This window comes from Stenotrophomonas rhizophila (assembly GCF_001704155.1).
GTDB lineage: Bacteria > Pseudomonadota > Gammaproteobacteria > Xanthomonadales > Xanthomonadaceae > Stenotrophomonas > Stenotrophomonas rhizophila_A.
On record NZ_CP016294.1, the window covers coordinates 1,191,719 to 1,212,151 of the forward strand.

25 protein-coding genes and 1 tRNA gene are annotated in these 20,433 nt (G+C 66.0%); 24 read left to right on the forward strand and 2 right to left on the reverse strand.

Annotation, left to right across the window (positions count from 1 at the left end; genetic code table 11):
- Position 1: 1 nt before the first annotated feature.
- Positions 2 to 574 (reverse strand): Maf family protein, encoded by a 573-nt coding sequence (locus BAY15_RS05335; protein WP_068849625.1) that lies wholly within the window; start codon positions 572 to 574, stop codon positions 2 to 4.
- A 102-nt stretch (positions 575 to 676) separates the two neighbouring features.
- Here BAY15_RS05335 and BAY15_RS05340 point away from each other — a divergent pair, with 102 nt between their 5' ends.
- The 22 genes from BAY15_RS05340 to BAY15_RS05440 all read left to right on the forward strand — a co-directional run bounded on the left by BAY15_RS05340 (position 677) and on the right by BAY15_RS05440 (position 18,045).
- Positions 677 to 1,186 carry a YceD family protein gene (locus tag BAY15_RS05340; RefSeq protein ID WP_068849627.1) on the forward strand — a complete coding sequence of 170 codons (510 nt, stop codon included), beginning with the start codon at positions 677 to 679 and terminating at the stop codon, positions 1,184 to 1,186.
- A 109-nt stretch (positions 1,187 to 1,295) separates the two neighbouring features.
- Positions 1,296 to 1,493, forward strand: coding sequence for a 50S ribosomal protein L32 (gene rpmF / locus BAY15_RS05345; protein WP_068849629.1), 198 nt, complete (start codon positions 1,296 to 1,298; stop codon positions 1,491 to 1,493).
- Positions 1,494 to 1,559: 66 nt separating this feature from the next.
- Positions 1,560 to 2,537 (forward strand): beta-ketoacyl-ACP synthase III, encoded by a 978-nt coding sequence (locus tag BAY15_RS05350; protein WP_068849631.1) that lies wholly within the window; start codon positions 1,560 to 1,562, stop codon positions 2,535 to 2,537.
- Positions 2,538 to 2,600: 63 nt separating this feature from the next.
- Positions 2,601 to 3,383 carry a serine/threonine protein phosphatase gene (locus BAY15_RS05355; RefSeq protein ID WP_068849633.1) on the forward strand — a complete coding sequence of 261 codons (783 nt, stop codon included), beginning with the start codon at positions 2,601 to 2,603 and terminating at the stop codon, positions 3,381 to 3,383.
- 117 nt (positions 3,384 to 3,500) lie between these two features.
- Positions 3,501 to 4,445, forward strand: a complete 945-nt coding sequence (gene fabD, locus BAY15_RS05360) for an ACP S-malonyltransferase (protein ID WP_068854559.1) — start codon at positions 3,501 to 3,503, stop codon at positions 4,443 to 4,445.
- 76 nt (positions 4,446 to 4,521) lie between these two features.
- Complete coding sequence (fabG, locus tag BAY15_RS05365) at positions 4,522 to 5,265, forward strand: 3-oxoacyl-ACP reductase FabG (protein ID WP_068849635.1); 744 nt, start codon at positions 4,522 to 4,524, stop codon at positions 5,263 to 5,265.
- 153 nt (positions 5,266 to 5,418) lie between these two features.
- A complete protein-coding gene (acpP, locus tag BAY15_RS05370) occupies positions 5,419 to 5,658 on the forward strand; it encodes an acyl carrier protein (RefSeq protein ID WP_068849637.1) in 240 nt (79 codons plus the stop codon).
- A 136-nt stretch (positions 5,659 to 5,794) separates the two neighbouring features.
- Positions 5,795 to 7,057 (forward strand): beta-ketoacyl-ACP synthase II, encoded by a 1,263-nt coding sequence (gene fabF / locus BAY15_RS05375; protein WP_068849639.1) that lies wholly within the window; start codon positions 5,795 to 5,797, stop codon positions 7,055 to 7,057.
- Positions 7,058 to 7,143: 86 nt separating this feature from the next.
- Positions 7,144 to 8,499: an aminodeoxychorismate synthase component I gene (locus BAY15_RS05380; RefSeq protein WP_068849641.1), complete on the forward strand. Its 1,356-nt coding sequence runs from the start codon at positions 7,144 to 7,146 to the stop codon at positions 8,497 to 8,499.
- Positions 8,500 to 8,573: 74 nt separating this feature from the next.
- A complete protein-coding gene (gene mltG, locus BAY15_RS05385) occupies positions 8,574 to 9,638 on the forward strand; it encodes an endolytic transglycosylase MltG (RefSeq protein ID WP_068849643.1) in 1,065 nt (354 codons plus the stop codon).
- Entirely contained in the window at positions 9,635 to 10,303 is a 669-nt protein-coding gene (gene tmk / locus BAY15_RS05390; RefSeq protein WP_068849645.1) for a dTMP kinase, read from the forward strand. Before mltG ends, tmk begins: the two co-directional genes overlap by 4 nt.
- Positions 10,296 to 11,252 (forward strand): DNA polymerase III subunit delta', encoded by a 957-nt coding sequence (locus BAY15_RS05395; protein WP_068849647.1) that lies wholly within the window; start codon positions 10,296 to 10,298, stop codon positions 11,250 to 11,252. The genes tmk and BAY15_RS05395 overlap by 8 nt, the downstream gene beginning before the upstream one ends.
- On the forward strand, positions 11,249 to 11,602 hold the full coding sequence (locus tag BAY15_RS05400) for a PilZ domain-containing protein (RefSeq protein ID WP_068849648.1): 354 nt from the start codon (positions 11,249 to 11,251) through the stop codon (positions 11,600 to 11,602). Before BAY15_RS05395 ends, BAY15_RS05400 begins: the two co-directional genes overlap by 4 nt.
- A 65-nt stretch (positions 11,603 to 11,667) precedes the next feature.
- Positions 11,668 to 11,742 (forward strand) — tRNA-Val (locus tag BAY15_RS05405).
- A 135-nt stretch (positions 11,743 to 11,877) separates the two neighbouring features.
- On the forward strand, positions 11,878 to 12,195 hold the full coding sequence (locus BAY15_RS05410; RefSeq protein WP_068849650.1) for a HigA family addiction module antitoxin: 318 nt from the start codon (positions 11,878 to 11,880) through the stop codon (positions 12,193 to 12,195).
- Positions 12,196 to 12,341: 146 nt separating this feature from the next.
- Positions 12,342 to 12,830 (forward strand): hypothetical protein, encoded by a 489-nt coding sequence (locus BAY15_RS19120; protein WP_157771693.1) that lies wholly within the window; start codon positions 12,342 to 12,344, stop codon positions 12,828 to 12,830.
- Positions 12,831 to 13,551: 721 nt separating this feature from the next.
- Positions 13,552 to 13,755 (forward strand): SymE family type I addiction module toxin, encoded by a 204-nt coding sequence (locus BAY15_RS19695; RefSeq protein ID WP_068849652.1) that lies wholly within the window; start codon positions 13,552 to 13,554, stop codon positions 13,753 to 13,755.
- Positions 13,752 to 14,078, forward strand: coding sequence for a hypothetical protein (locus BAY15_RS05420; protein WP_157771694.1), 327 nt, complete (start codon positions 13,752 to 13,754; stop codon positions 14,076 to 14,078). Before BAY15_RS19695 ends, BAY15_RS05420 begins: the two co-directional genes overlap by 4 nt.
- Entirely contained in the window at positions 14,071 to 14,424 is a 354-nt protein-coding gene (locus tag BAY15_RS05425) for a hypothetical protein (protein ID WP_068849656.1), read from the forward strand. Before BAY15_RS05420 ends, BAY15_RS05425 begins: the two co-directional genes overlap by 8 nt.
- Positions 14,425 to 14,558: 134 nt before the next feature.
- A complete protein-coding gene (locus BAY15_RS05430) occupies positions 14,559 to 14,900 on the forward strand; it encodes a DUF2489 domain-containing protein (RefSeq protein WP_157771695.1) in 342 nt (113 codons plus the stop codon).
- A 68-nt stretch (positions 14,901 to 14,968) separates the two neighbouring features.
- A complete protein-coding gene (locus tag BAY15_RS05435; protein ID WP_157771696.1) occupies positions 14,969 to 16,078 on the forward strand; it encodes a hypothetical protein in 1,110 nt (369 codons plus the stop codon).
- Entirely contained in the window at positions 16,078 to 18,045 is a 1,968-nt protein-coding gene (locus BAY15_RS05440) for a PEP/pyruvate-binding domain-containing protein (protein ID WP_068849662.1), read from the forward strand. Before BAY15_RS05435 ends, BAY15_RS05440 begins: the two co-directional genes overlap by 1 nt.
- Positions 18,046 to 18,054: 9 nt before the next feature.
- Here the strand turns inward: BAY15_RS05440 and BAY15_RS05445 are convergent, their stop codons facing one another.
- Complete coding sequence (locus tag BAY15_RS05445) at positions 18,055 to 19,017, reverse strand: AraC family transcriptional regulator (RefSeq protein WP_068849664.1); 963 nt, start codon at positions 19,015 to 19,017, stop codon at positions 18,055 to 18,057.
- Positions 19,018 to 19,105: 88 nt separating this feature from the next.
- Here BAY15_RS05445 and BAY15_RS05450 point away from each other — a divergent pair, with 88 nt between their 5' ends.
- Positions 19,106 to 19,939, forward strand: coding sequence for an oxidoreductase (locus BAY15_RS05450; protein ID WP_068854560.1), 834 nt, complete (start codon positions 19,106 to 19,108; stop codon positions 19,937 to 19,939).
- A gap of 92 nt (positions 19,940 to 20,031) precedes the next feature.
- Complete coding sequence (locus BAY15_RS05455; RefSeq protein ID WP_157771697.1) at positions 20,032 to 20,427, forward strand: hypothetical protein; 396 nt, start codon at positions 20,032 to 20,034, stop codon at positions 20,425 to 20,427.
- Positions 20,428 to 20,433: the final 6 nt, after the last annotated feature.

Consider the following 20,433-nt stretch of genomic DNA (forward strand, 5'->3'; position numbering starts at 1 on the left):
GTCAGGGCAGGGTGTAGCCAGCCTGCCGCAGCAGCCCGCCGAGGGCGATCAGCGGCAGGCCGATCAACGCGGTCGGGTCGCGGTTGTCGATCGCCTCGAACAACGTGATGCCCAGTCCCTCGCACTTGAAGCTGCCGGCGCAGTCCAGCGGCTGCTCGGCCGCCACGTAGCGGGCTATCTCGTCCGCGCCCAGTGTCCGGAAGCGGACTTCGGTCAGGTCGCAGGCCGCCAGCATCTGGTCATCGCGGACCAGGCAGATCGCGGTATGGAAGGCCACCGTCTGCCCGGACATCGCCGCCAGCTGCGCGTGCGCCCCGGGCACATCGCCGGGCTTGCCCAGCGGGGCCCCGTTCAGGTCCGCGACCTGGTCCGAGCCGATCACCCACCGCCCCGGGTGGCGGGCGGCCACCTCGGCGGCCTTGGCCCGTGCCAGCCGGACGGCCAGCGCACGCGGCGCTTCGCCCGGCGCCGGGGACTCGTCCACCGCCGGCCGCGCCGTCTCCAGCGGCAGGCCCAGCCGTTCCAGCAGTTCACGGCGGTAACGGGAGGTGGAGGCCAGCAGCAGGGGAAGCATGCGACAATACCGGGGTGACAGGGGTGGGCGGCACTCTACCGCACGCCCTCGTGTCGCGGGTAATTGACAACCGCCGGCGGCATCCTTAACATTCAGCGGCTTATGTCCGCGAACGTGCCCGAATTGCTGGATGCCTGGCGGATGGTCGCAGCACGAAGGTGCTTCGACGGTCAGGTAGAACTGGCAGAAATGACCCGCCTGCAAGGCCTTGTTGCCGATACCGAGGGCAAGTGCACGTTTGCGCTTGAATTCGGCCACGACGACATCCTGCGGGTATCCTATGTGGACCTGACCATCGATACCGCGCTGCCGCTGATCTGTCAGCGCAGCCTGCAGCGCTTCCTGCTGCCGGTGTCGGTCAAGCAGCGGCTCGGCCTGATCCGCAGCGAAGACGAAGAGTCGTCGCTGCCGGAAGAGTACGAGGCGATGCTGGTGCCCGAAGACGGCAGCCTGCGTCCGCTGGACCTGGTCGAGGACGAACTGGTCCTGGCCGTGCCGGTGGTGCCGCTGTCGCCCGAGGGTGAAGCGGTGGACCGGGACTGGGCACCGACCGAAGAAGAACAGAGCAAGGCCAATCCGTTCGCGGCATTGGCGGCGCTGAAGAAACAATAGCAGCCGGATTGTCGTCGGCGGCTGCGGCGAAAGCGAAGACTGTGCTGGGCGCTGGCGTCCTGCGCGACGATACGACGAAGCAAAAACGAACCGAGTTTGGAGCAATCCCATGGCTGTGCAGAAATCCCGTGTTACCCCGTCCCGCCGCGGCCAGCGCCGTTCGCATGACGCCCTGAGCGCCAAGCAGCTGTCCACCGACCCGACCACCGGCGAAGTGCATCTGCGTCACCACATCACTGCTGACGGTTTCTACCGCGGCAAGAAGGTGATCACGACCAAGTCGAACTCGGCCGTCGAAGAAGATTGATCTGTGTGAGGGCCGCTGCCCGGTCGGGCAGCGGCCTTTACCCTTTCTTCCGTTACAGGAAATGCAATGAGCAAGCGGATCTACTCGAGGATCGCGGGCACTGGTAGTTACTTGCCCGAAAAAGTGTTGACCAACCAGGATCTGGAGAAAATGGTCGACACCAGCGATGAGTGGATCCAGACGCGCACCGGTATCCGCGAGCGGCACATCGCCGCCGACACGGAAACCACCAGCGACCTCGGCTACCACGCCGCGGTACGTGCGCTGGAAGCGGCCGGTATCGACGCTTCCCAGCTGGACATGATCGTGGTGGGAACCACCACCCCCGATCTGATCTTCCCGTCCACCGCGTGCCTGATCCAGGCCAAGCTCGGTGCGAGCGGCTGCCCTGCCTTCGACGTCAACGCCGCCTGTTCGGGCTTCGTGTTCGCGCTGGGCGTGGCCGACAAATTCATTCGTTCCGGTGATGCACGCCACGTGCTGGTCATCGGTGCGGAAACCCTGACCCGTATCGTCGACTGGAACGACCGCACCACCTGCGTGCTGTTCGGCGATGGTGCGGGCGCGGTGGTGCTCAAGGCCGACGAAGACACCGGCATCCTGAGCACCCACCTGCATTCGGATGGCAGCAAGAAAGAGCTGCTGTGGAACCCGGTGGGCGTCTCGGCCGGCTTCGGCGAAGGCGAGCAGGCCCGCGGCGCGATCCTGATGAAGGGCAACGACGTGTTCAAGTACGCCGTCAAGGCGCTGGACTCGGTCGTGGACGAAACCCTCGACGCCAATGGCATGACCAAGGCCGACCTGGACTGGCTGATTCCGCACCAGGCCAACCTGCGCATCATCGAAGCCACCGCCAAGCGGCTGGACATGTCGATGGACCAGGTCGTGGTCACCGTGGACAGGCACGGCAACACCTCCTCCGCTTCGGTGCCGATGGCGCTGGACGTGGCGGTGCGCTCGGGCAAGGTACAGCGCGGCCAGCTGCTGCTGCTGGAAGCCTTCGGCGGCGGCTTCACCTGGGGTTCGGCGCTGCTGCGTTATTAATACGTTAATCGGTTCACACGAAACGGCCCCGATGGGGCCGTTTTGCATTTCTGGAGGTGTGTCATGGTCGAACCCATTGTCATCGAGGGCCAGCGCGCCTGGCTGAAGCAGTACGGTGAAAGCAGCCGCGCGGTCGCGCTGGGCCTGCTCAATTTCGTGGCCAACCGCTTCCAGCTGGACGCGCTGCGCCCACCGCCGCACCGCGGCGGTGACGCCGCCCGGGAAACCGAGGCGCGGCGCCTGGCCGAACTGCAGGCGCAGGGGGTGAACGTGCCGCACGTGATCGGCAGCGGCCATGCCTCGCTGGTGCTGGGCGACAACGGCAGCTCCTTCAACACCTGCCTGCGCCAGGCCGACGATGCCGGCCGCGACGCATTGGTGTCGGCGGCGATGGAGGCCATCGTGGCCGCCCATGCCAAGGGCGCCTATTTCGGCCAGCCACTGCCGCGCAACCTGACCTGGGATGGCCGGGCCATCGGCTTCATCGATTTCGAGGAAGATCCGCTGGAAGTGATGGACCTGGCCCAGGCCCAGGCCCGCGACTGGCTGATGTTCGGCTATGGCGTGGCCAAGTACTACGAACACCGCCCCGAGCAGCTGCAGGCGCTGATGGCGGCAGCCATGGATGGCGAAGACGCCCCGGTGCTGGCGCATGCGCACGAGGTTTCCGGCCGGCTGCAGCGCCTGGCCCGCTACAGCATGAAGATGGGGCGCTCGGCGCGCACGCTGGCGCACGCCATCGTGATCGTGCACGGGGCGACCACGCTGGGCATGTTGATGTTGGTGGCAATCTGTTTTGATTTCTTCAGCGATGGCGACCTGGACATTCTGCAGCTGTTTGTTTGAGGGCCTGCCGACCAACGGTCGGCACCTGCCGGGGGCTGGTCAATACGCGCCAGTACAGACGAAGCGCGGTATTCCCCCTTATCATTCGCCGTTCGATTTTTGCAGGCGGAACTCCGCGTGACCGATTCCAATCTCGCTTTCGTGTTCCCCGGCCAGGGCTCGCAGTCGTTGGGCATGCTGGCTGAACTGGCTGAACTGCACCCGCAGGTGCGTGAAGCGTTCACCGAAGCCTCCGATGGCGCCGGCGTGGACCTGTGGGCGCTGTCGCAGGGCGGCCCGGAAGAGATGCTCAACCGCACCGAGTACACCCAGCCGGCCCTGCTGGCCGCCAGCATCGGCGTGTGGCGCGCATGGCAGGCCGTCGGCGGTGCCCAGCCGGCCGTGCTGGCCGGGCACAGCTTGGGCGAGTACACCGCCCTGGTGGCCGCCGGCGCACTGTCGCTGCGTGACGGCGCGCACCTGGTGCGCCTGCGCGGCCAGCTGATGCAGGACGCCGCCCCGACCGGCGTGGGCGCCATGGCCGCCGTGCTCGGCGCCGAAGACGCCCTCGTCAAGGAAGTCTGTGAACAGGCCTCCGGCAGCCAGGTGGTGGTGCCGGCCAACTACAACTCGCCCGGCCAGATCGTCATCGGCGGCGATGCCGCTGCCGTCGACCGCGCCTTGGCGCTGCTGGCCGAAAAGGGCGTGCGCAAGGCCGTGAAGCTGGCCGTCAGCGTGCCCTCGCACACCCCGCTCATGCGCGAAGCCGCCAACCGCCTGCAGGAAACCATGGCTGGCCTGGACTGGCGCGTGCCGGCCTTGCCGGTGGTGCAGAACGTGGATGCCCGCGTGCACGACGGCATCGATGCCATCCGCACCGCCCTGGTCCAGCAGTTGTACCTGCCGGTGCAGTGGACCGGCTGCGTCGAAGCCCTGGCCGCGCGCGGCGTGACCCGCGTGGCCGAATGCGGCCCCGGCAAGGTGCTCAGCGGCTTGATCAAGCGCATCGACAAGGGCCTGGATGCGCGCACACTGTCCACGCCCGCCGACTTCGAGACGGCCCGCGAGACCTGGGCCGCCTGATGACTTTCGACCGCGTTCGCCACGTGCCAGCCCCCGGGCCGGCGCTGCGGACCGGTCCCGTTCGAGGAAACTGAGCATGAGCAAGCCCCTTCAGGGTGAAATCGCACTGGTGACCGGCGCCAGCCGTGGCATCGGCGCGGCGATCGCCGATGCACTGGCCGCGCAGGGCGCGACCGTGATCGGTACCGCCACCACCGAATCCGGTGCTGCCGCCATCGGCGAGCGCCTGGCTGCCGCAGGCGGCCACGGCCGCGCGCTGAACGTGACCGACCCGGCCGCGCTCGAGTCCGTGCTGGACGGCATTGCCAAGGAATTCGGTGCCATCACCATCCTGGTCAACAACGCCGGCATCACCCGCGACAACCTGCTGCTGCGCATGAAGGACGAGGACTGGCAGGCCATCCTCGACACCAACCTGACCAGCGTCTACCGCACTTCCAAGGCCGTCATCCGCGGCATGATGAAGGCGCGCAAGGGCCGCATCATCAACATCGCCTCGGTGATCGGCGTGACCGGCAATGCCGGCCAGGCCAATTACGCCGCGGCCAAGGCCGGCATCATCGCCTTCTCCAAGTCGCTGGCCAAGGAAATCGGCTCGCGCGGCATCACGGTCAACGTGGTGGCCCCAGGCTTCATCGATACCGACATGACCAAGGCGTTGCCGGAAGAACAGCGCACCGGCCTGGTCAAGTCGATCGCCCTGGAACGCCTGGGCGAGCCGTCCGACATCGCCAATGCGGTGGCGTTCCTGGCCGGTCCCTCGGCCAGCTACATCACCGGCGAAACCCTCCATGTGAACGGCGGCATGTACATGCCGTAAGCATGTGGTGCAGGGACTGCACCGCAAGTGGTTGATCCAAATGGAGTTTTGCAGCCATGCAAGGCCCCTGCGGTTTCCACTACACTATCCCACGGCCATCGCCATTTGATGGCGTCACTTTTTGAACCACTACTCCATCTGGAGCGATATCCAATGAGCACCATCGAAGAACGCGTCAAGAAAATCGTCGTCGAACAGCTTGGCGTCAAGGAAGAAGAAGTTGTCACCACCGCATCGTTCGTCGATGACCTGGGTGCCGACTCCCTGGACACCGTTGAACTGGTGATGGCGCTGGAAGAAGAATTCGAGTGCGAGATCCCGGACGAAGAAGCCGAGAAGATCAGCACCGTCCAGGCTGCGATCGACTACGTCAAGGCTCACGTCAAGGCGTGATGTCGGGCGGCTTGCGCGCGGTAGTGGTGCTTACCGCCACCGCGTGCAGCAAACCCATGGGGCCGCGCTTGCGGCCCTGTGCTTTTGAGCGTTACACCGCGTCAACCCCGCACTACCCGGGTCAGGAGAATCTGCAATGAAGCGTCGCGTCGTCGTTACCGGCATGGGCATGGTCTCGCCGTTGGGCAATGATCTGGCCACCAGTTGGAAGGGCATCACCGAAGGCCGTTCCGGCATCGGCCCGCTGACCAACGTTTCGCAGGCTTACCTGGACCGTTTCACCACCAAGATTGCAGGTGAGGTCAGGGACTTCGACATCACCGCCGACAACGAACAGTTCGGCAAGTTCCGGGTCAGTGGCAAGGATGCCAAGAAGATGGACCCGTTCATCCATTACGGCCTCGGTGCCGCCTTCATGGCCTTGAACGATTCGGGCCTGGAGATCACCGACGGCAATGCCGAACGCATCGGCGCCATCGTCGGTGCGGGCATCGGCGGCCTGCTGGGCATCGAGGAACAGACCATCGAGTTCCACGAGGGCAAGAAGATCTCGCCCTTCTACGTGCCCAAGACCATCATCAACATGCTGCCCGGGCAGCTGAGCATCATCACCGGTTTGAAGGGCCCGTCGTTCTCGGCGGTGTCGGCCTGCGCCACCTCGAATCATTCCATCGGCACCGCCATGCGCATGATCCAGTACGGCGATGCGGACGTGATGGTGGTGGGCGGCGCCGAGCGCGGCTCCTCGCCGACCGCGCTGGGCGGCTTCTGCGCCATGAAGGCGATGAGCACCCGCAACGACGCCCCGGCCGAAGCATCGCGCCCGTGGGACAAGGAACGCGACGGCTTCGTGCTCGGCGACGGCGCCGGCATCCTGATCCTGGAAGAGTACGAACACGCCAAGGCGCGTGGCGCGCGCATCTATGCCGAGCTGGCCGGTTTCGGCGCCAGCTCCGATGCGTACCACATGACCGCCCCGAGCGAGAACGGCGAAGGCGCCGCACGCTGCATGACCATGGCCCTCAAGGATGCTGGCGTTACCCCGGACCAGGTGGGCTACCTCAACGCGCACGGCACCTCCACGCCGCTGGGCGACCTGGGCGAAACCATGGCCATGAAGACCGCCTTCGGCGACCACGCCTACAAGATGATGGTCAGCTCCACCAAGTCGATGACCGGCCACCTGCTCGGCGCCGCCGGCGGCGTGGAAGCCATCTTCTCGGTGCTGGCGCTGCGCGACAACATCATTCCGCCCACCATCAACCTGCACGAAGCGGGCGAGGGCTGCGACCTGGATTACGTGCCCAATACCGCACGCGAGGCCAAGGTGGATGTGGTGATGTCCAACGGCTTCGGCTTTGGCGGCACCAACGGCACGCTGGTGTTCAAGCGCGTCTGAGCGCGCCACCCAACGTCACCGCACCGGGCCGCCATCTTGGCGGCCTTGGTGTATCTGGCCCCCGCACTTACTTTGGTTGCCCTGCCATGTTCCAGACCCGCCTGCTGCCCGACACCACCGACCTGCTTGCGCTGCAGCGGCTGGCGCCGGAGCGTTACCCGCTGCTGATGGAATCCACCGCCTCGGGTACCGCGCAGGGCCGCTGGGACCTGCTGCTGATGGGCAACGGTGAATCGCTGGCGTTGCATGCCGATGGGGTGGTGCGCGACCACGACGGTGCTGTGCATGCAGGTCATTTCCTGGACGTGCTTGACGCGCATTGGCAAACGCTGCGATTGCCGCGCGAAGAAACCACCCTCCCGTTCCGGGGCGGCTGGGCACTGATGCTCGACTACGAACTGGCCGGCCAGATCGAAACCGTGCTCAGCCTGCCGGCGCGCGCCGACGGCCTGCCCAGTGCGCTGGCCTTGCGCTGTCCGGCCGCCGTGCTGCACGACCGCGTGCTCGGCCAGTTCCACGCCGTGTGCGAAACCGACCACGCCGCCCAGCTCGACACGCTGCTGCAGGACCTGGCGGCCACCGCCACGCTGCCGCCGCTGCCGCAGTGGCAGCCACCGGCGCAGATGGAAGAGGACGCACCCACGCGCTTCACCGACGGCGTGGGCAGGGTCATCGAGTACCTGCGCGCCGGTGATGTGTTCCAGGTAAACCTGTCGCGGCGCTGGGTCGCGCATTTCGATGAGGCGCTGTCACCGCAGGCGCTGTACGCGCAGCTGCGCGTGGCCAACCCGGCGCCGTTCGCCGGCCTGTTCATCGCGCAGGGCAGGGCAGTGGTGAGCTCCTCGCCGGAGCGCCTGGTCTCGGTGCATGGCGATGACGTGCAGACCCGCCCGATTGCCGGCACGCGCCCGCGCTTCGCCGGCGACGACGATGCCGAACGCATCCGCGAACTGGTCGGCCACCCCAAGGAGCGCGCCGAACACGTGATGCTGATCGACCTGGAGCGTAACGACCTGGGCCGCATCTGCACCGCTGGCAGCGTGGAAGTGGATGAGCTGATGAGCGTGGAAAGCTACGCGCACGTGCACCACATCGTGAGCAACGTGCGCGGCCGCCTGCGACCGGGCGTGAGCCCCGGCCAGGTGATTGCCGCCACCTTCCCCGGCGGCACCATCACCGGCTGCCCGAAGGTGCGCTGCATGGAGATCATCGCTGAGCTCGAACAGACCGCGCGCGGCGCCTACACCGGCGCGTTCGGCTGGCTGAACCGCGATGGCGACCTGGACCTGAACATCCTTATCCGCACTGCCGAAGTAGCCGGCACCCACGCCGCCTTCCGCACCGGCGCCGGCATCGTGGTCGATTCGGATCCGGCAAAGGAGCTGGACGAAACCCGCGCCAAGGCCCGCGGCCTGATGCGCGCGCTCGGCCGCCAGGAATGAGCCAAGGTATGCTGTAGGGCGAACAAACCCGTAGAGCCACGCCCTGCGTGGCTGCACCACCCACCGAGGAATGCATGGCAGGCGTAAAACGAGGTTGTCTAACGGTCCTGACGGTATTGCTGCTGGGCGCGCTTCTCTTGGCCGCCGCCGGCGCATGGTTCTGGCACAGCCAGAGCGGCTTCGCCGACACCGCCATCAGCCCCGACCAGCCAAGCGTCGTCATCGCCCCGGGCGATGGCCTGCAGACCGTCGTGCGCAAGCTGCGCGATGCCGGCGTGGATGAAGGCAACGACACCCAGTGGCAGCTGCTCGCGCGCCAGTTGGACGCGGCCGGCAAGCTCAAGGTCGGCGAGTACGCACTGGACGCCAAGCTCACCCCGCGCGAACTGCTCACCCGCATGCGCCAGGGCCGCACCCTGCAGCACCGCGTCACCATCGTGGAAGGCTGGAACATCCGCCAGCTGCGCGCCGCGCTCAAGCGCGCCGATCCGCTCATCCACAAAACCGACGAACTGGACGATGCTGCGCTGATGAAGACGCTCGGCTTCCCCGGCCAGCACCCGGAAGGCCGCTTCCTGCCCGAGACCTACGTCTACCAGCGCGGCGATACCGACCTGGACGTGCTCAAGCGCGCCCACGCCGCCATGGAAAAGGAACTGGCCGCCGCCTGGGAAAGCCGCGCCGACGACCTGCCGCTGAATTCCCCGTATGAGCTGCTGATTCTGGCGTCCATCATCGAAAAAGAAACCGCGCTGCCCAGCGAGCGCCCGCAGATTGCCGGCGTGTTCGTGCGCCGCCTGAAGATGGGCATGCGCCTGCAGACCGACCCGACTGTGATCTACGGCATCGGCAGCAGCTACGACGGCAACATCCGCAAGCGCGACCTCACCACCGATACGCCGTACAACACCTACACCCGCGCCGGGCTGACCCCCACGCCGATCGCCATGCCGGGCCGCGACGCCCTGCAGGCCGCCGCACGCCCGGCCCCGGGCGATGCGCTGTACTTCGTGGCTGTCGGCGATGGCAGCGGCGCGCACGTGTTCTCGGCCAACTACACCGACCACAACGCCGCCGTGGCGCGTTACCTGCAGCAGCTGCGCCAGCAGCGCGCCCAGCCGCAGGCGGCACCGCAATGAGCCCCGCACTGCGCCGCCACCCGCGGTTCATCAGCCTGGAAGGCGGCGAGGGCGCGGGCAAGACCACCGCGCTCAACGCCATCCGCGCTGCGCTGCAGGCGCAGGGCTGTGAGGTGGTGCTCACCCGCGAACCCGGCGGCACCCCGCTGGCCGAGCGCATCCGCGCACTGGTGCTGACTCCGGATCCGGAAATCGCCGCCGAGCCGCTCAGCGCCGAAGCCGAGCTGCTGCTGGTGTTCGCCGCCCGTGCCCAGCACGTGCGCCAGGTGATCGAACCGGCCCTGCGCCGGGGCTGCTACGTGCTCAGCGACCGCTTCACCGATTCCAGCTACGCCTACCAGGGCGGTGGCCGTGGCCTGGAGCCGGCGTGGATCGCCGAGCTCGAACGCCGCGCGGTGGGCCTGCTGCCCGGCCTGACCCTGCTGCTGGATGTGGACGTGGCCGTGGGCCGCGCCCGCGCCAACGGCCGCGACCTGTGGCCGGACCGCATCGAAAGCGAGCAGGACGATTTCTTCCAGCGCGTGCGCGCGGTGTTCCGCGAGCGCGCCACCCAGGACCCCACGCGGTTCCGCCTGATCGACGCCAGCCAGGACCAGGCCGGCGTGGCCGCCCAGGTCGTGGATGCCATCAACGCATACCTCACCAAGGAGGGCGGTAATGGCTGAGTTTTCCCCCTGGCAGCAGCGCGCCTATGACCACACCATCGCCGCGCTCGACGCTGGCCGGCTGGGCCATGGCCTGCTGATCTGCGGCCCGGCCGGGCTGGGCAAGCGCGAGGTGGCGCTGCGCATGGCCACCCACGTGCTGACCCGGGGCGAGCCGGCCGCGGCCCAGCGCGCCGCCCAGCTGATCGCCGCCGGCACCCACCCGGACCTGCAGCTGGTGTCGTTCATTCCGAACAAATCCGGCGACAAGCTGCGCACCGAGATCGTGATCGAGCAGGTGCGCGAGATCTCCCAGAAGCTCTCGCTCACCCCGCAGTACGGCATCGCCCAGGTGGTGGTGGTGGACCCGGCCGACGCCATCAACCGCGCCGCCTGCAACGCCCTGCTAAAGACCCTGGAAGAGCCGCAGCCCGGCCGCTACCTGTGGCTGATCAGCAGCGACCCGGCGCGCCTGCCGGCCACCGTGCGCAGCCGCTGCCAGCGCCTGGAATTCAGACTGCCGCCCCGCGAGGAAAGCCTGGCCTGGCTGCAGGCCCAGGGCCACAGCGAAGCCAGCGCCCGCGAAGCGCTGGATGCCGCGCGGGGCCACCCCGGCCTGGCCGACGACTGGTTGCGCAACGACGGCCTGGCCCTGCGCCGGCAGGTCGCCAGCGACCTTGAGGCGCTGGTGGCCGGGCGCGCCGGCGCGGTGGAACTGGCCCAGCGCTGGACCGCCGATGACCACGCCGCGCTGCGCCTGCGCCACGCCGCCGATCTGGCGTTGGCCCAGGCCACCGGGGGCGGCTTGACCGATCCCGAGCGATTGCACAAGCTGGGCGCCTGGTTCGACGCCGCCAACCGTACCCGCGATCTGTTGCGCACCACCGTGCGCGCCGACCTGGCGGTGGTGGAATTGTTGTTGGCCTGGAACAAGGTCAACGAGCGGCACGCAAAGGGGAATAGAGCATGAGCGCCACCAACGCCCGCCAGGGCATCCTGTCGCTGGCCGTCAAGGACAAAGCGTCGCTGTACAGCGCGTACATGCCGTTCGTGAAGAACGGCGGCATCTTCGTACCCACGCCCAAGCGCTACTTCCTGGGCGATGAGGTGTTCCTGCTGCTGACCCTGCCCGACTCCAGCGAGCGCCTGCCGGTGGCCGGCAAGGTGGTCTGGGTGACCCCGGCCGGCGCCCAGGGCAACCGCGCGGCGGGCATTGGCGTGCAGCTGGCCGACGGGCAGGAAGGCGAGAACGTGCGCAACAAGATCGAGACCGCGCTGGCCGGCACCCTGAACTCGGACAAGCCCACGCACACGATGTGAAGAAATTTACGCAAACCCGTTGACGCGAAATTTTGCCGCCCTATAATGAGCGGCTCAGCAGCATCGGGCGGTTAGCTCAGCGGTAGAGCATTGCCTTCACACGGCAAGGGTCGCAGGTTCGAACCCTGCACCGCCCACCATGATTCAGTCAAAAAAGCCTCCGGAAACGGGGGCTTTTTTGTTGTGGTCGTGACCGCGTTCGCAGTTGTTTTCCTTGGTGTGTATCGTGTATCGGTATACGATACGGGCGTGTAGCCAAAACGATATCAGTACAGATGAAAAACACGAACGCGAAGAGCACTGCACACGTGCTTCCGCCGGTCCATCCTGGTGAAATCCTGGCCGAGGAATTTCTCTCTCCCTTGGGCATGTCTGCGCGGGCTTTGGCTGCGGCAATTGATGTCACTCCAGCCCGCATCTCGGACATCATCGCCGGTCGTCGTGGGGTTACCGCCGACACTGCGTTGCGCCTTGCGCGCTATTTCGGCACGACCCCTCAGGTGTGGTTGAACCTGCAGATGAACTATGACCTGGAAGTAGCCAGCCGCGATCTGGCCCAGTTGATCGCACGCATTCGACCTCGCGCGAGCTGACCGAACAGTAGATCGCCAAGGCGTGCAGTTCGCGTCACGTCTGTAGATGGAACTGATGGATTTCCAAGTATCAGCAGGAACAAACGATTTCCCGTCGTCGCCGTTGTGAGTCAGTGTGATGCATCGGTCTTCGAAGCAGGAATTGCATGGATACGCTCTCAGGTTCGGAAGATGCCTATAAAGCCCTGGTAGATAACGCTCCCGAGGGCTGGCTGCTAGGTCTGTTGGCTTTCGCTGTCCTTGAGCAGGAGCGGATCGAGTGGATGCGTCACGTTGAAACCAGATCGGGATGTCTTCCTACCAGCGAGCAGGTCTGCAATTGGTACGAGCAGCAGCCTGTTTCGGCGTTGAATCGGGCGCGTAGCACTGCGGAAGGCGTGTTGAACGGCTACTCCGAGGACGTTTCGCGCTCCATCGACGAAAGCTATAGAGCATCGATACGTGACGGGGTCGTTGTTGCCGAGATCCGGTCAAGCAACAGATTCTGGCCGAAGTTTGTTGCCAATGTGGCAGCCGGCGTTGTTGGAGCGGCCATTTTTTCAGTTCTTCTTGTATTGATCGTGCTCGTTGCGGTGCGCGATCCTTCACCTGTTGGACTGATCAAACATGCTCAGGAGGTGCAAAGTGAAAGATGAAATAACTTCTCGTCAGGTGGCAATGGCAGTCTCCAAGGTGTTGCACGATCCGGAGAACAGTAAGAAGGCGAGAGTGGCTGCGGGTTTGTACTTGTCTCAGCCCCGGTATTGCTACCCGACGTTCTCGGCGGCCAAGACTGCGGCATACCGAATACTCAGGGATCCAGCCAGGAGCAAGGCATCCACGATCGCGGCCGGCCTTGATATGACGAGTCGTCCGAAGCGGTAGTTTCCGACACACTCTCTGTAGAGTGCTTGATGTTCTTCTTGTTAGGTGATGTGCAGTTCTCATGCGGAAGTGTGAAATGAATTCGCTGATTGATGAGTAAGTAAGGTCACTTGCGTCATCAATTAGGTTTCGTCAACCAAGATCGCCAGATCAAGAGATACAAACGATTTCCCAGCATCCGCATCATCCTGCATGGTGTTGCGCAGAGCCTAGGAACTCTAAACAAGCAGAATGTTGGACGTCCCTTTGTCGGGAGGGTGGCTAATACAACACCCTCGGGGAAATACGCCCGCCGTTTCTTCTGCTTAACGGTTCCTAGCCTCCCGACGCTCTTGTCACTCCGACGAGAGCAACACGTGCCGGAGGTCCAACATGTTTAGATCGCGGGCTGCTACGCCCTACGAAGACGAACTGCGCCCCAAGCGCAAAGCCTTTTCCCGCCCGCCAAGCACTTATAGGATGTGTGGGCATTGGTACGAACTGCCTGGCGGGATGGGGCGCTACGAACGCGTTCCTTGTCTCAAGCTGACTGGCCGATGGTTGCGGGATGTCGGCTTCGAGATCGGTGCCAGGGTGGCGGTTGAGGTGAAGGAAGGCTCCATCATCCTCACGGTGATCGAAACGCCGCCGCCGGTGGCTCCGAAGGTTCCCCGCCAAGTGCAGCCGGAGCTGGACCACGCAGGGAGGTTGTCATGAGCAGGCGCGTACTCATGCGGGCGAAGATGGAAGACACCTTGCGCGCCAACTTCCAGGCTGCAGCGGCGCGCAATTTCCTGCCTGCAGCCACGGTGCTGCGGCAACTGATGCAGGCGTACGTGGCGGTGCAGGGCGCGCCTGCCGATTCCGTGGCAAGGCGGCCTGGCAACGCTGTGCCGGTTGCTGCCGAGGCGGTGGCGAGGCTGACGCGGCCGCTGCACATGCAGCGCGACGAGCGGGATGTCGAAGCGCTGTTCCAGCGGCAGTGCCAATGGAAAGACATCGTCTTTGGTGGCGTGTCGGGAGGAAACACCCATGGCTGAGCACGAGCGTCAGAAACGGTACGTATCGCCGGCGCGAAGGGAGGCACTGCGCATCTGCGCCGGCATGCTGGTCAGGTTGGTGGATGTGGTGGAAGGCTGCCACCGGCTCACCTTACTGCGGCGCGCGGCAGGCGTTGACGAATGGGACAGGGACTTCGCCGTGTTCGCTGACATGTCAGAAGAGTTCGACCGCCTGGGTGCCTGGGAAGGGCGCAGGTACTGGTCGGAAGAAGAGCTGGCCAAGGCGGTGCCGAATGGCAGGGAGATAGCCGCTCGGGCACGGGCCATGACGGAACGAGGGTGCCATTCGGTGGTGCGGCGGGTGGTTGCTGAGGCGGAGGGCTGAAAGACCGGGGTGGGAGGCCCACAGAACGGGTGGCGGCTATGATTGCGGAGGAGCTGGCGCCAACGCGATGGTGACTGCCGGGTGGCGGAGCAATGGATAGGGCTGAGACTAGGAATGCACCGATGACTGATCACATGAGTCACGAAGATTACGTGCTCCAGGTGCGCGGGGAAGCGGTGAGAACCTGCGCCGGCATTCTGGATGGGTCGGTCGGCGTGCTGGAAGGGTGCCATCAGCTCTCGTCGTTGCGATGGGAAGTGGAGGTGGACGAGCGGGATTCCGACTTTGTCACCTTCTCGATGATCTCCAGCGAGATCGAAGGGCTGCCGATCGGCAATGATCGGCAGCGCTGGTCGAAGGCGGCGTTGGCCGAGCTCGAGCCTGACGTACAGGCCGCCGTGGCATGGGCAATGCCCACTGCGAGGCGTGCTTGTCTGTCGGTGATAGAGAGGTTCGCAACCAAGCCGAGCGGCTGAACCAGGCGTCCGCGCACCACGCCCCGGCTGGCCGTAGAATCCGGATTCCAACGGTGAAGGATCACGGCATGAAGCTCAGGGGCGTGGGACGCGGCAGGGTGTGCACCGCGGTGGCGGGGCTGGTGCTGCTGGCTGGGTGCACCGACATGAATCTGTCCGAGCCGGGCGTGAAAGCGCCTGATGAAGCGGCTGCGCCCCAGGCTCACGTCGAGGCGGCGGCGCCGCCAGAAGCCGCCCCGGTGGCCGCTGTTGCCCAGCCGGGCAACGAGGCCACCAAGCCCTTCGCCTTCGACGCCCCGGCTACTGCCGACACTCCACCCGCCGCCTGCCGGTTCGAAGGCCTTGCGCTGCCGGCCAACACCAAGGTGTTGGCTGCCGGGGCTTACTCCGGGAAGGAGAGCGACTTCCAGATCGACCAGAGCGGCCACCCGGCGACCACCATCCAAGTGGCAGTGCATGAGCCCGATGCGCCGGTGGCGTTGTTGCTGGGCGCCTACGAGCCGACCGTGTGGACCGTTGGCTGGACCCGTGGCACCCGTATCGCCGCCGTGCTGGTCACCGGTTACCACCGGCAGCAGCTGACCGGCCTGCCGGCGGGCGTGCCGGTGCTGGTGAGTACCTATGACAACCGTGGCCCGTGTGGGTATGCCTACGTGAGCGAAGAGGGCGCGGCCAAGCTCAATCCGATGGCGCGCGAAGCCTTCGGCCGCCCGGTGGATGTGGCCTACATGGCGCGCGATGGCCACGCAGTGGTCGGTAAGCTGCCGCCGGGTGCAGCGCTGGTGACCGATGCTGCTGCCGCGCCGGTCGAGGCGTTCCGGTTGAAGGATGCGCCGCTCGCAGGCCAGGCCGGGCTCGATGCCGCGATGCGCGCTGGCACCCTGCGCGCGACCGCGCCCGCGGACGTGCGTGCCTGGAATGCCGCGCGCCAGCGCAGCGAGGGCGCGCCGGATGTTCCGCGCATTGAAGGTGGCAGCGTTTCGCGCGGCACAGAAGTGCCGTACCGCAGCTACACCGTGCTCAAGGCCTTTGCCATTCCCGCCGGCCTGCACGGCGCGCATTCGGCCACGTTCTTCGTCGCTGCGGGCGTGCCAGCACCCACGGGTGACCCGGGTCATTCGCAGGTGCGCTTCATCGAAACCGGCAGCTGCATGGGGCCGACCTGCGGAATGCGCTGATGACGTTGCAGAGGCGTGTGATGGCGTGGGTAGTGACGCTCGCGCTGGTGCTGGGTGCTGTCGCGCCCGTGCTGGCGCAGACAGCACGCAAACCTTCCCCCTACGAGTACCGCCCGGGCAGTGACGCTGCCGCGCAGCCAGCGGTGGGGCCGGACTACCTGTCGCGGATCGATGGCCGCGAGCAGTTCATGCAGCTTGCCCGTGTCTACAACGCGGGCACTGCGCTGGAGATGCCGCACCTGATCTTCGTAATCGACCGGCAGAATGCGGCGCGCGTGTACTACATCAACACGCCGCGCTTTGAGCTGCACGAGAACTTCGTGCGCCGCCAGGGGCTGGTGCGTTCGCTGGACAAAGCCACGCTCAATGCGCAGTACCGCGATCCGCAGCGGCGCTTCCTGTTCGGTACCGTGAGCTGGCAGAAGGACCTGCCGGGGTACACGTACGAGTTCTGGGAGGGCGACAAGCTCACCGCCGCCCTGCTGCGGCAGACCGACGAGGTGGTGCGCGCATCGTTCCGTGATCCGATCCGCTTCAAGACCAACTCCACCCAGCATGAGCAGCTGGCCAGCGGCATGAAGCTGCCGTTTGTCAGCCAGGAGGCCTTGTTGCGTGAGCAGCGTTTCCTGCCGCTGAACACGGGCAAGGCTGAGGGCAGGTTGCGGATCGTGCGCACCGAGGCGCAGCTGCGCACGCTGTCGCCGCGCGATATTCCGGTGCTGGACGAGGTGCCGATCGCGCTGGCCCCGGTAGCCGGGCTGGTCACGCAGCGGCCGTCCACGCTGTTGTCGCATGTGAACCTGCTGGCGAAGGGGTGGGGCATTCCCAACGTGTACGTGCGTGACGCCCAGAACGCGCTGCGCCAGTACGACGGCCGCTGGGTGGCGCTGGAGGTCAGCAACACCGACTACCGGGTCACGCCGCTGGCACGCCCGGCGCGTACGCCGTCTGCAGCGCCTGCACGCGCCACGGTGCGCAACCTGCCGCGTCCGGACCTGGCGGTGGTCGCGCTTAAGCCGTTGGCCGCGCTGCGTGCACGCGACAGCAGCCACTGCGGGGTGAAGGCGGCCAACCTGGGCACGCTGAAAGCGGCGCTGCCACCGCTGGCGCGCGTGCCCGATGGCTTCTGCATTCCCTTCGCGCATTACCAGGCGACCATGCAGCGGGTGGACATTCCCGAGCGCCTGCAGGCGCTGCAGCGCCGCCCCGGATTCAACACCGACCCGAACGTCCGCCGGGAGGCGCTGGCCGCGCTCCGTGCGGAGATCGCCAATGCCGCGCCGGACCCTGCCTTCATTCGTGCCCTGGATGCACAGTGGCAGGGCCAGTTGAAGGCCGGCGGGGTATTCGTACGCAGCTCGTCCAACTCGGAGGATCTGCCGGGCTTCAGTGGGGCAGGGCTGTACACCACGGTGCCCAACGTGACCCGCGCCGATGCCGTGGCCAAGGCCGTACAGACGGTGTGGGCCTCGGTCTACAACTTCGAGGCCTACGAAGCGCGCACCGCCGCCGGCCTGCAGCAGGATGCGGTGGCCATGGCGGTGCTGGTGCAGCTGGCGGCACCCTCAGACAGTTCCGGGGTGATGATCACCCGCGATCCGTTTGATCGCGCCCACCAGCACACCACCTACATTTCAGCCAAGCGCGGACTGGGCATCCGCGTGGTGGAGGGCAAGCGCCAGGCCGAACAGGTGATGTATTCGGACTGGTCCAAGGCGGTGCAGGTGCTGAGCCGGTCGGCCGAGGATACCCAGCTGGTGGCCAAGGCCGGTGGCGGCGTGCGCGAAGTGCCCATCACCGGCTCACGGCAGGTGCTTACCGATGCGCTGATCGCGCGCCTGGCCAAGGTGGGCAAGGCCACCAAGCAGGCATTGGGCGGGGTGGACCAGGATATCGAGTGGGCCGTGGTGGGCGATGAGATCGTGATGCTGCAGTCGCGGCCGTATGTGGATGGCGGCGCGCGATAGCGCATCTGCTCAGTGGGATGAAACATAGCTTGCGCCGGGCCATGCCTGCGGAATGGCGAAGCTCTCGCGCATGCGCTGTGCTTCCTTCGCAGGTGTCAGCCCGAACAGCCGCTTGAACTCGCGGCTGAACTGCGAGGTGCTTTCGAAACCCACCGCATGGCAGGCCGCAGCAGCGGTCATGCCCTCGCGCACCATGAGCAGGCGTGCCTGGTGCAGTCGGGTTGATTTCAGGTACTGCATGGGCGAGGTACAGGTCACGGCTTTGAAGTGACTGTGGAACGAGGGCGTGCTCATGCCGGCGATCTGGGCCAGCCGTGCGATATCCAGCGGTTGGTCGTAGTCCGAGTGGATGCGTTCAAGCGCTTTGGCAATCTTTCCGAACCTTCCCTGCTGGGAGAGTGCCGCGCGCAGCACGGCCCCTTGCGGGCCGGTGAGCACGCGGTAGTACAGCTCACGGAGCAGCTGGCGGCCGAACAGGATCGATTCCACGGGATCGGCAAGCGCGCGGAGCAGACGCTCCAAGGTAAGCTGCATTACGTCATCCAATGGGCTGGACATCATGCTCTGCGGTTGTGCCACGTCTGAGCTGATGCCGTGGCGGTCAATCTCCAGCATCAGCTCGGCGGCGAGCGGAAAATCCAGGTGCAGGTACAGCGCCAGCAGCGGGGATTCCGCCGATGCATCCGTTTCCATGGTGAACGGCACCGGCACGGAGACGGCCAGGTACTGGTTGGCGTCGTACACGTACGTGCGTTGACCGAAGTAGCCGCGCTTGCAGCCCTGGCAGACGATCACGATGCCCGGGTCGTACAGCACCGGGGTTCGCGAAAGCGGGCGGTCGGAGCGGAGCACGCGCACGCTTGGCAGCGCGGTCAGGTTGTAGCCCTCCACCGGTGCCAGCGCGCGCACGAGCAGTGCCAGCGGCAGGGGGCTGGCCGGTCGGGAGCGGGCGGTGGCGTTGGCGGTGTTCATAGGATCAGGCAATAAGCTGAGCGAATTGCGCCTTAGCGGGACCGGGTGATGAAACTATTGTGCACCCCATCCCCTGATGGAGCACCCCATGACGCACCCCAAGCGAATTCTGATTACCGGTGTGAGCAGCGGCTTCGGCCTTGCGCTCGCCCGCGAAGCCCTGGCCGCTGGCCACGAGGTGGTTGGCACGCTGCGCCAGGCCGACGGCATCGCGGCGTTCGAGGCGCTGGCGCCCGGGCGCGCCCATGCACGCCTGCTGGACGTTACCGACGAGCAGGCCATCGGCGCGGTCGTCGGCGCGGTGGAGGCGGAACTGGGGCCGATCGATGTGCTGGTCAACAATGCCGGCTATGGCCATGAAGGCGTAATGGAGGAATCGCCACTGGCGGAGATGCGCCGGCAGTTCGACGTCAACGTGTTTGGCGCCGTGGCGATGATGCGGGCCGTCCTGCCCGGAATGCGTGCCCGCCGCGCGGGGCGGATCCTCAACATTACCTCGATGGGCGGCATCATCACCATGCCGGGCATTGCCTATTACTGTGGAAGCAAGTTCGCGCTGGAGGGCATCAGCGAAGCGGTGGGCAAGGAAGTCCGTGACCTGGGGATCCATGTGACGGCGGTGGCGCCGGGCTCGTTCCGGACCGACTGGGCAGGGCGCTCGATGGTGCGCTCACCGCGCGCCCTGAGCGACTATGACGCGGTGTTCGACCCGATCCGCCAGCGTCGGCAGGAGGTCAGTGGAAAGCAGCTCGGCGACCCACGGAAGGCCGCGCAGGCCATGTTGGCCCTGATGGACAGCGAAGCGCCTCCCGCGCACCTGCTGCTTGGCAGCGATGCCCTGGCCCTGGTTCGCGAGAAGCACATGGCTGCCTTGGATGACCTCTTGCGCTGGGAGAGCGTTACCCGCTCCACCGATGGCTGAACGAGGGCCAGTTACATCGCGGGTGGCGAGCCGACTTCGGCCTGTGCTTTCATTGGAATCGCATGTTGCCGCATGTATCCAGAGAGACATCCATGCCGTCTGATACCAGAAGGATTTCCGGCGCAGCGCTGTTGCTGGTTTCCGTAATCTACGCGCTCACCATTGTGTGGGGCGTTGAGTGGCTGCTCGATTCACTGCGCTCACGTACGTTTGGCATGGGGCCAGAGCTGCAGTCACGCTGGGTGCGCACGGCACTGGCCCTGGCACCGTTCGCCTTGTTCTCTCTCTGGGTAGCTGTTCGCCGCCCACCGCGCGTGCGCCGAGGCTTCATCGCCGGGCTGATGGTTTCGCTTGCGCTATGGAGCTGGTACTACGCAGATGGATGGATGAATACCGGCGGTGGCGCCAACATCGGGCTCGGCATCATCATGATGCTCTCGCCACTGCCGGTGTTCGGGGTCATCGTGCTGTTCGCCCGCAAAGCATGAGGGCGC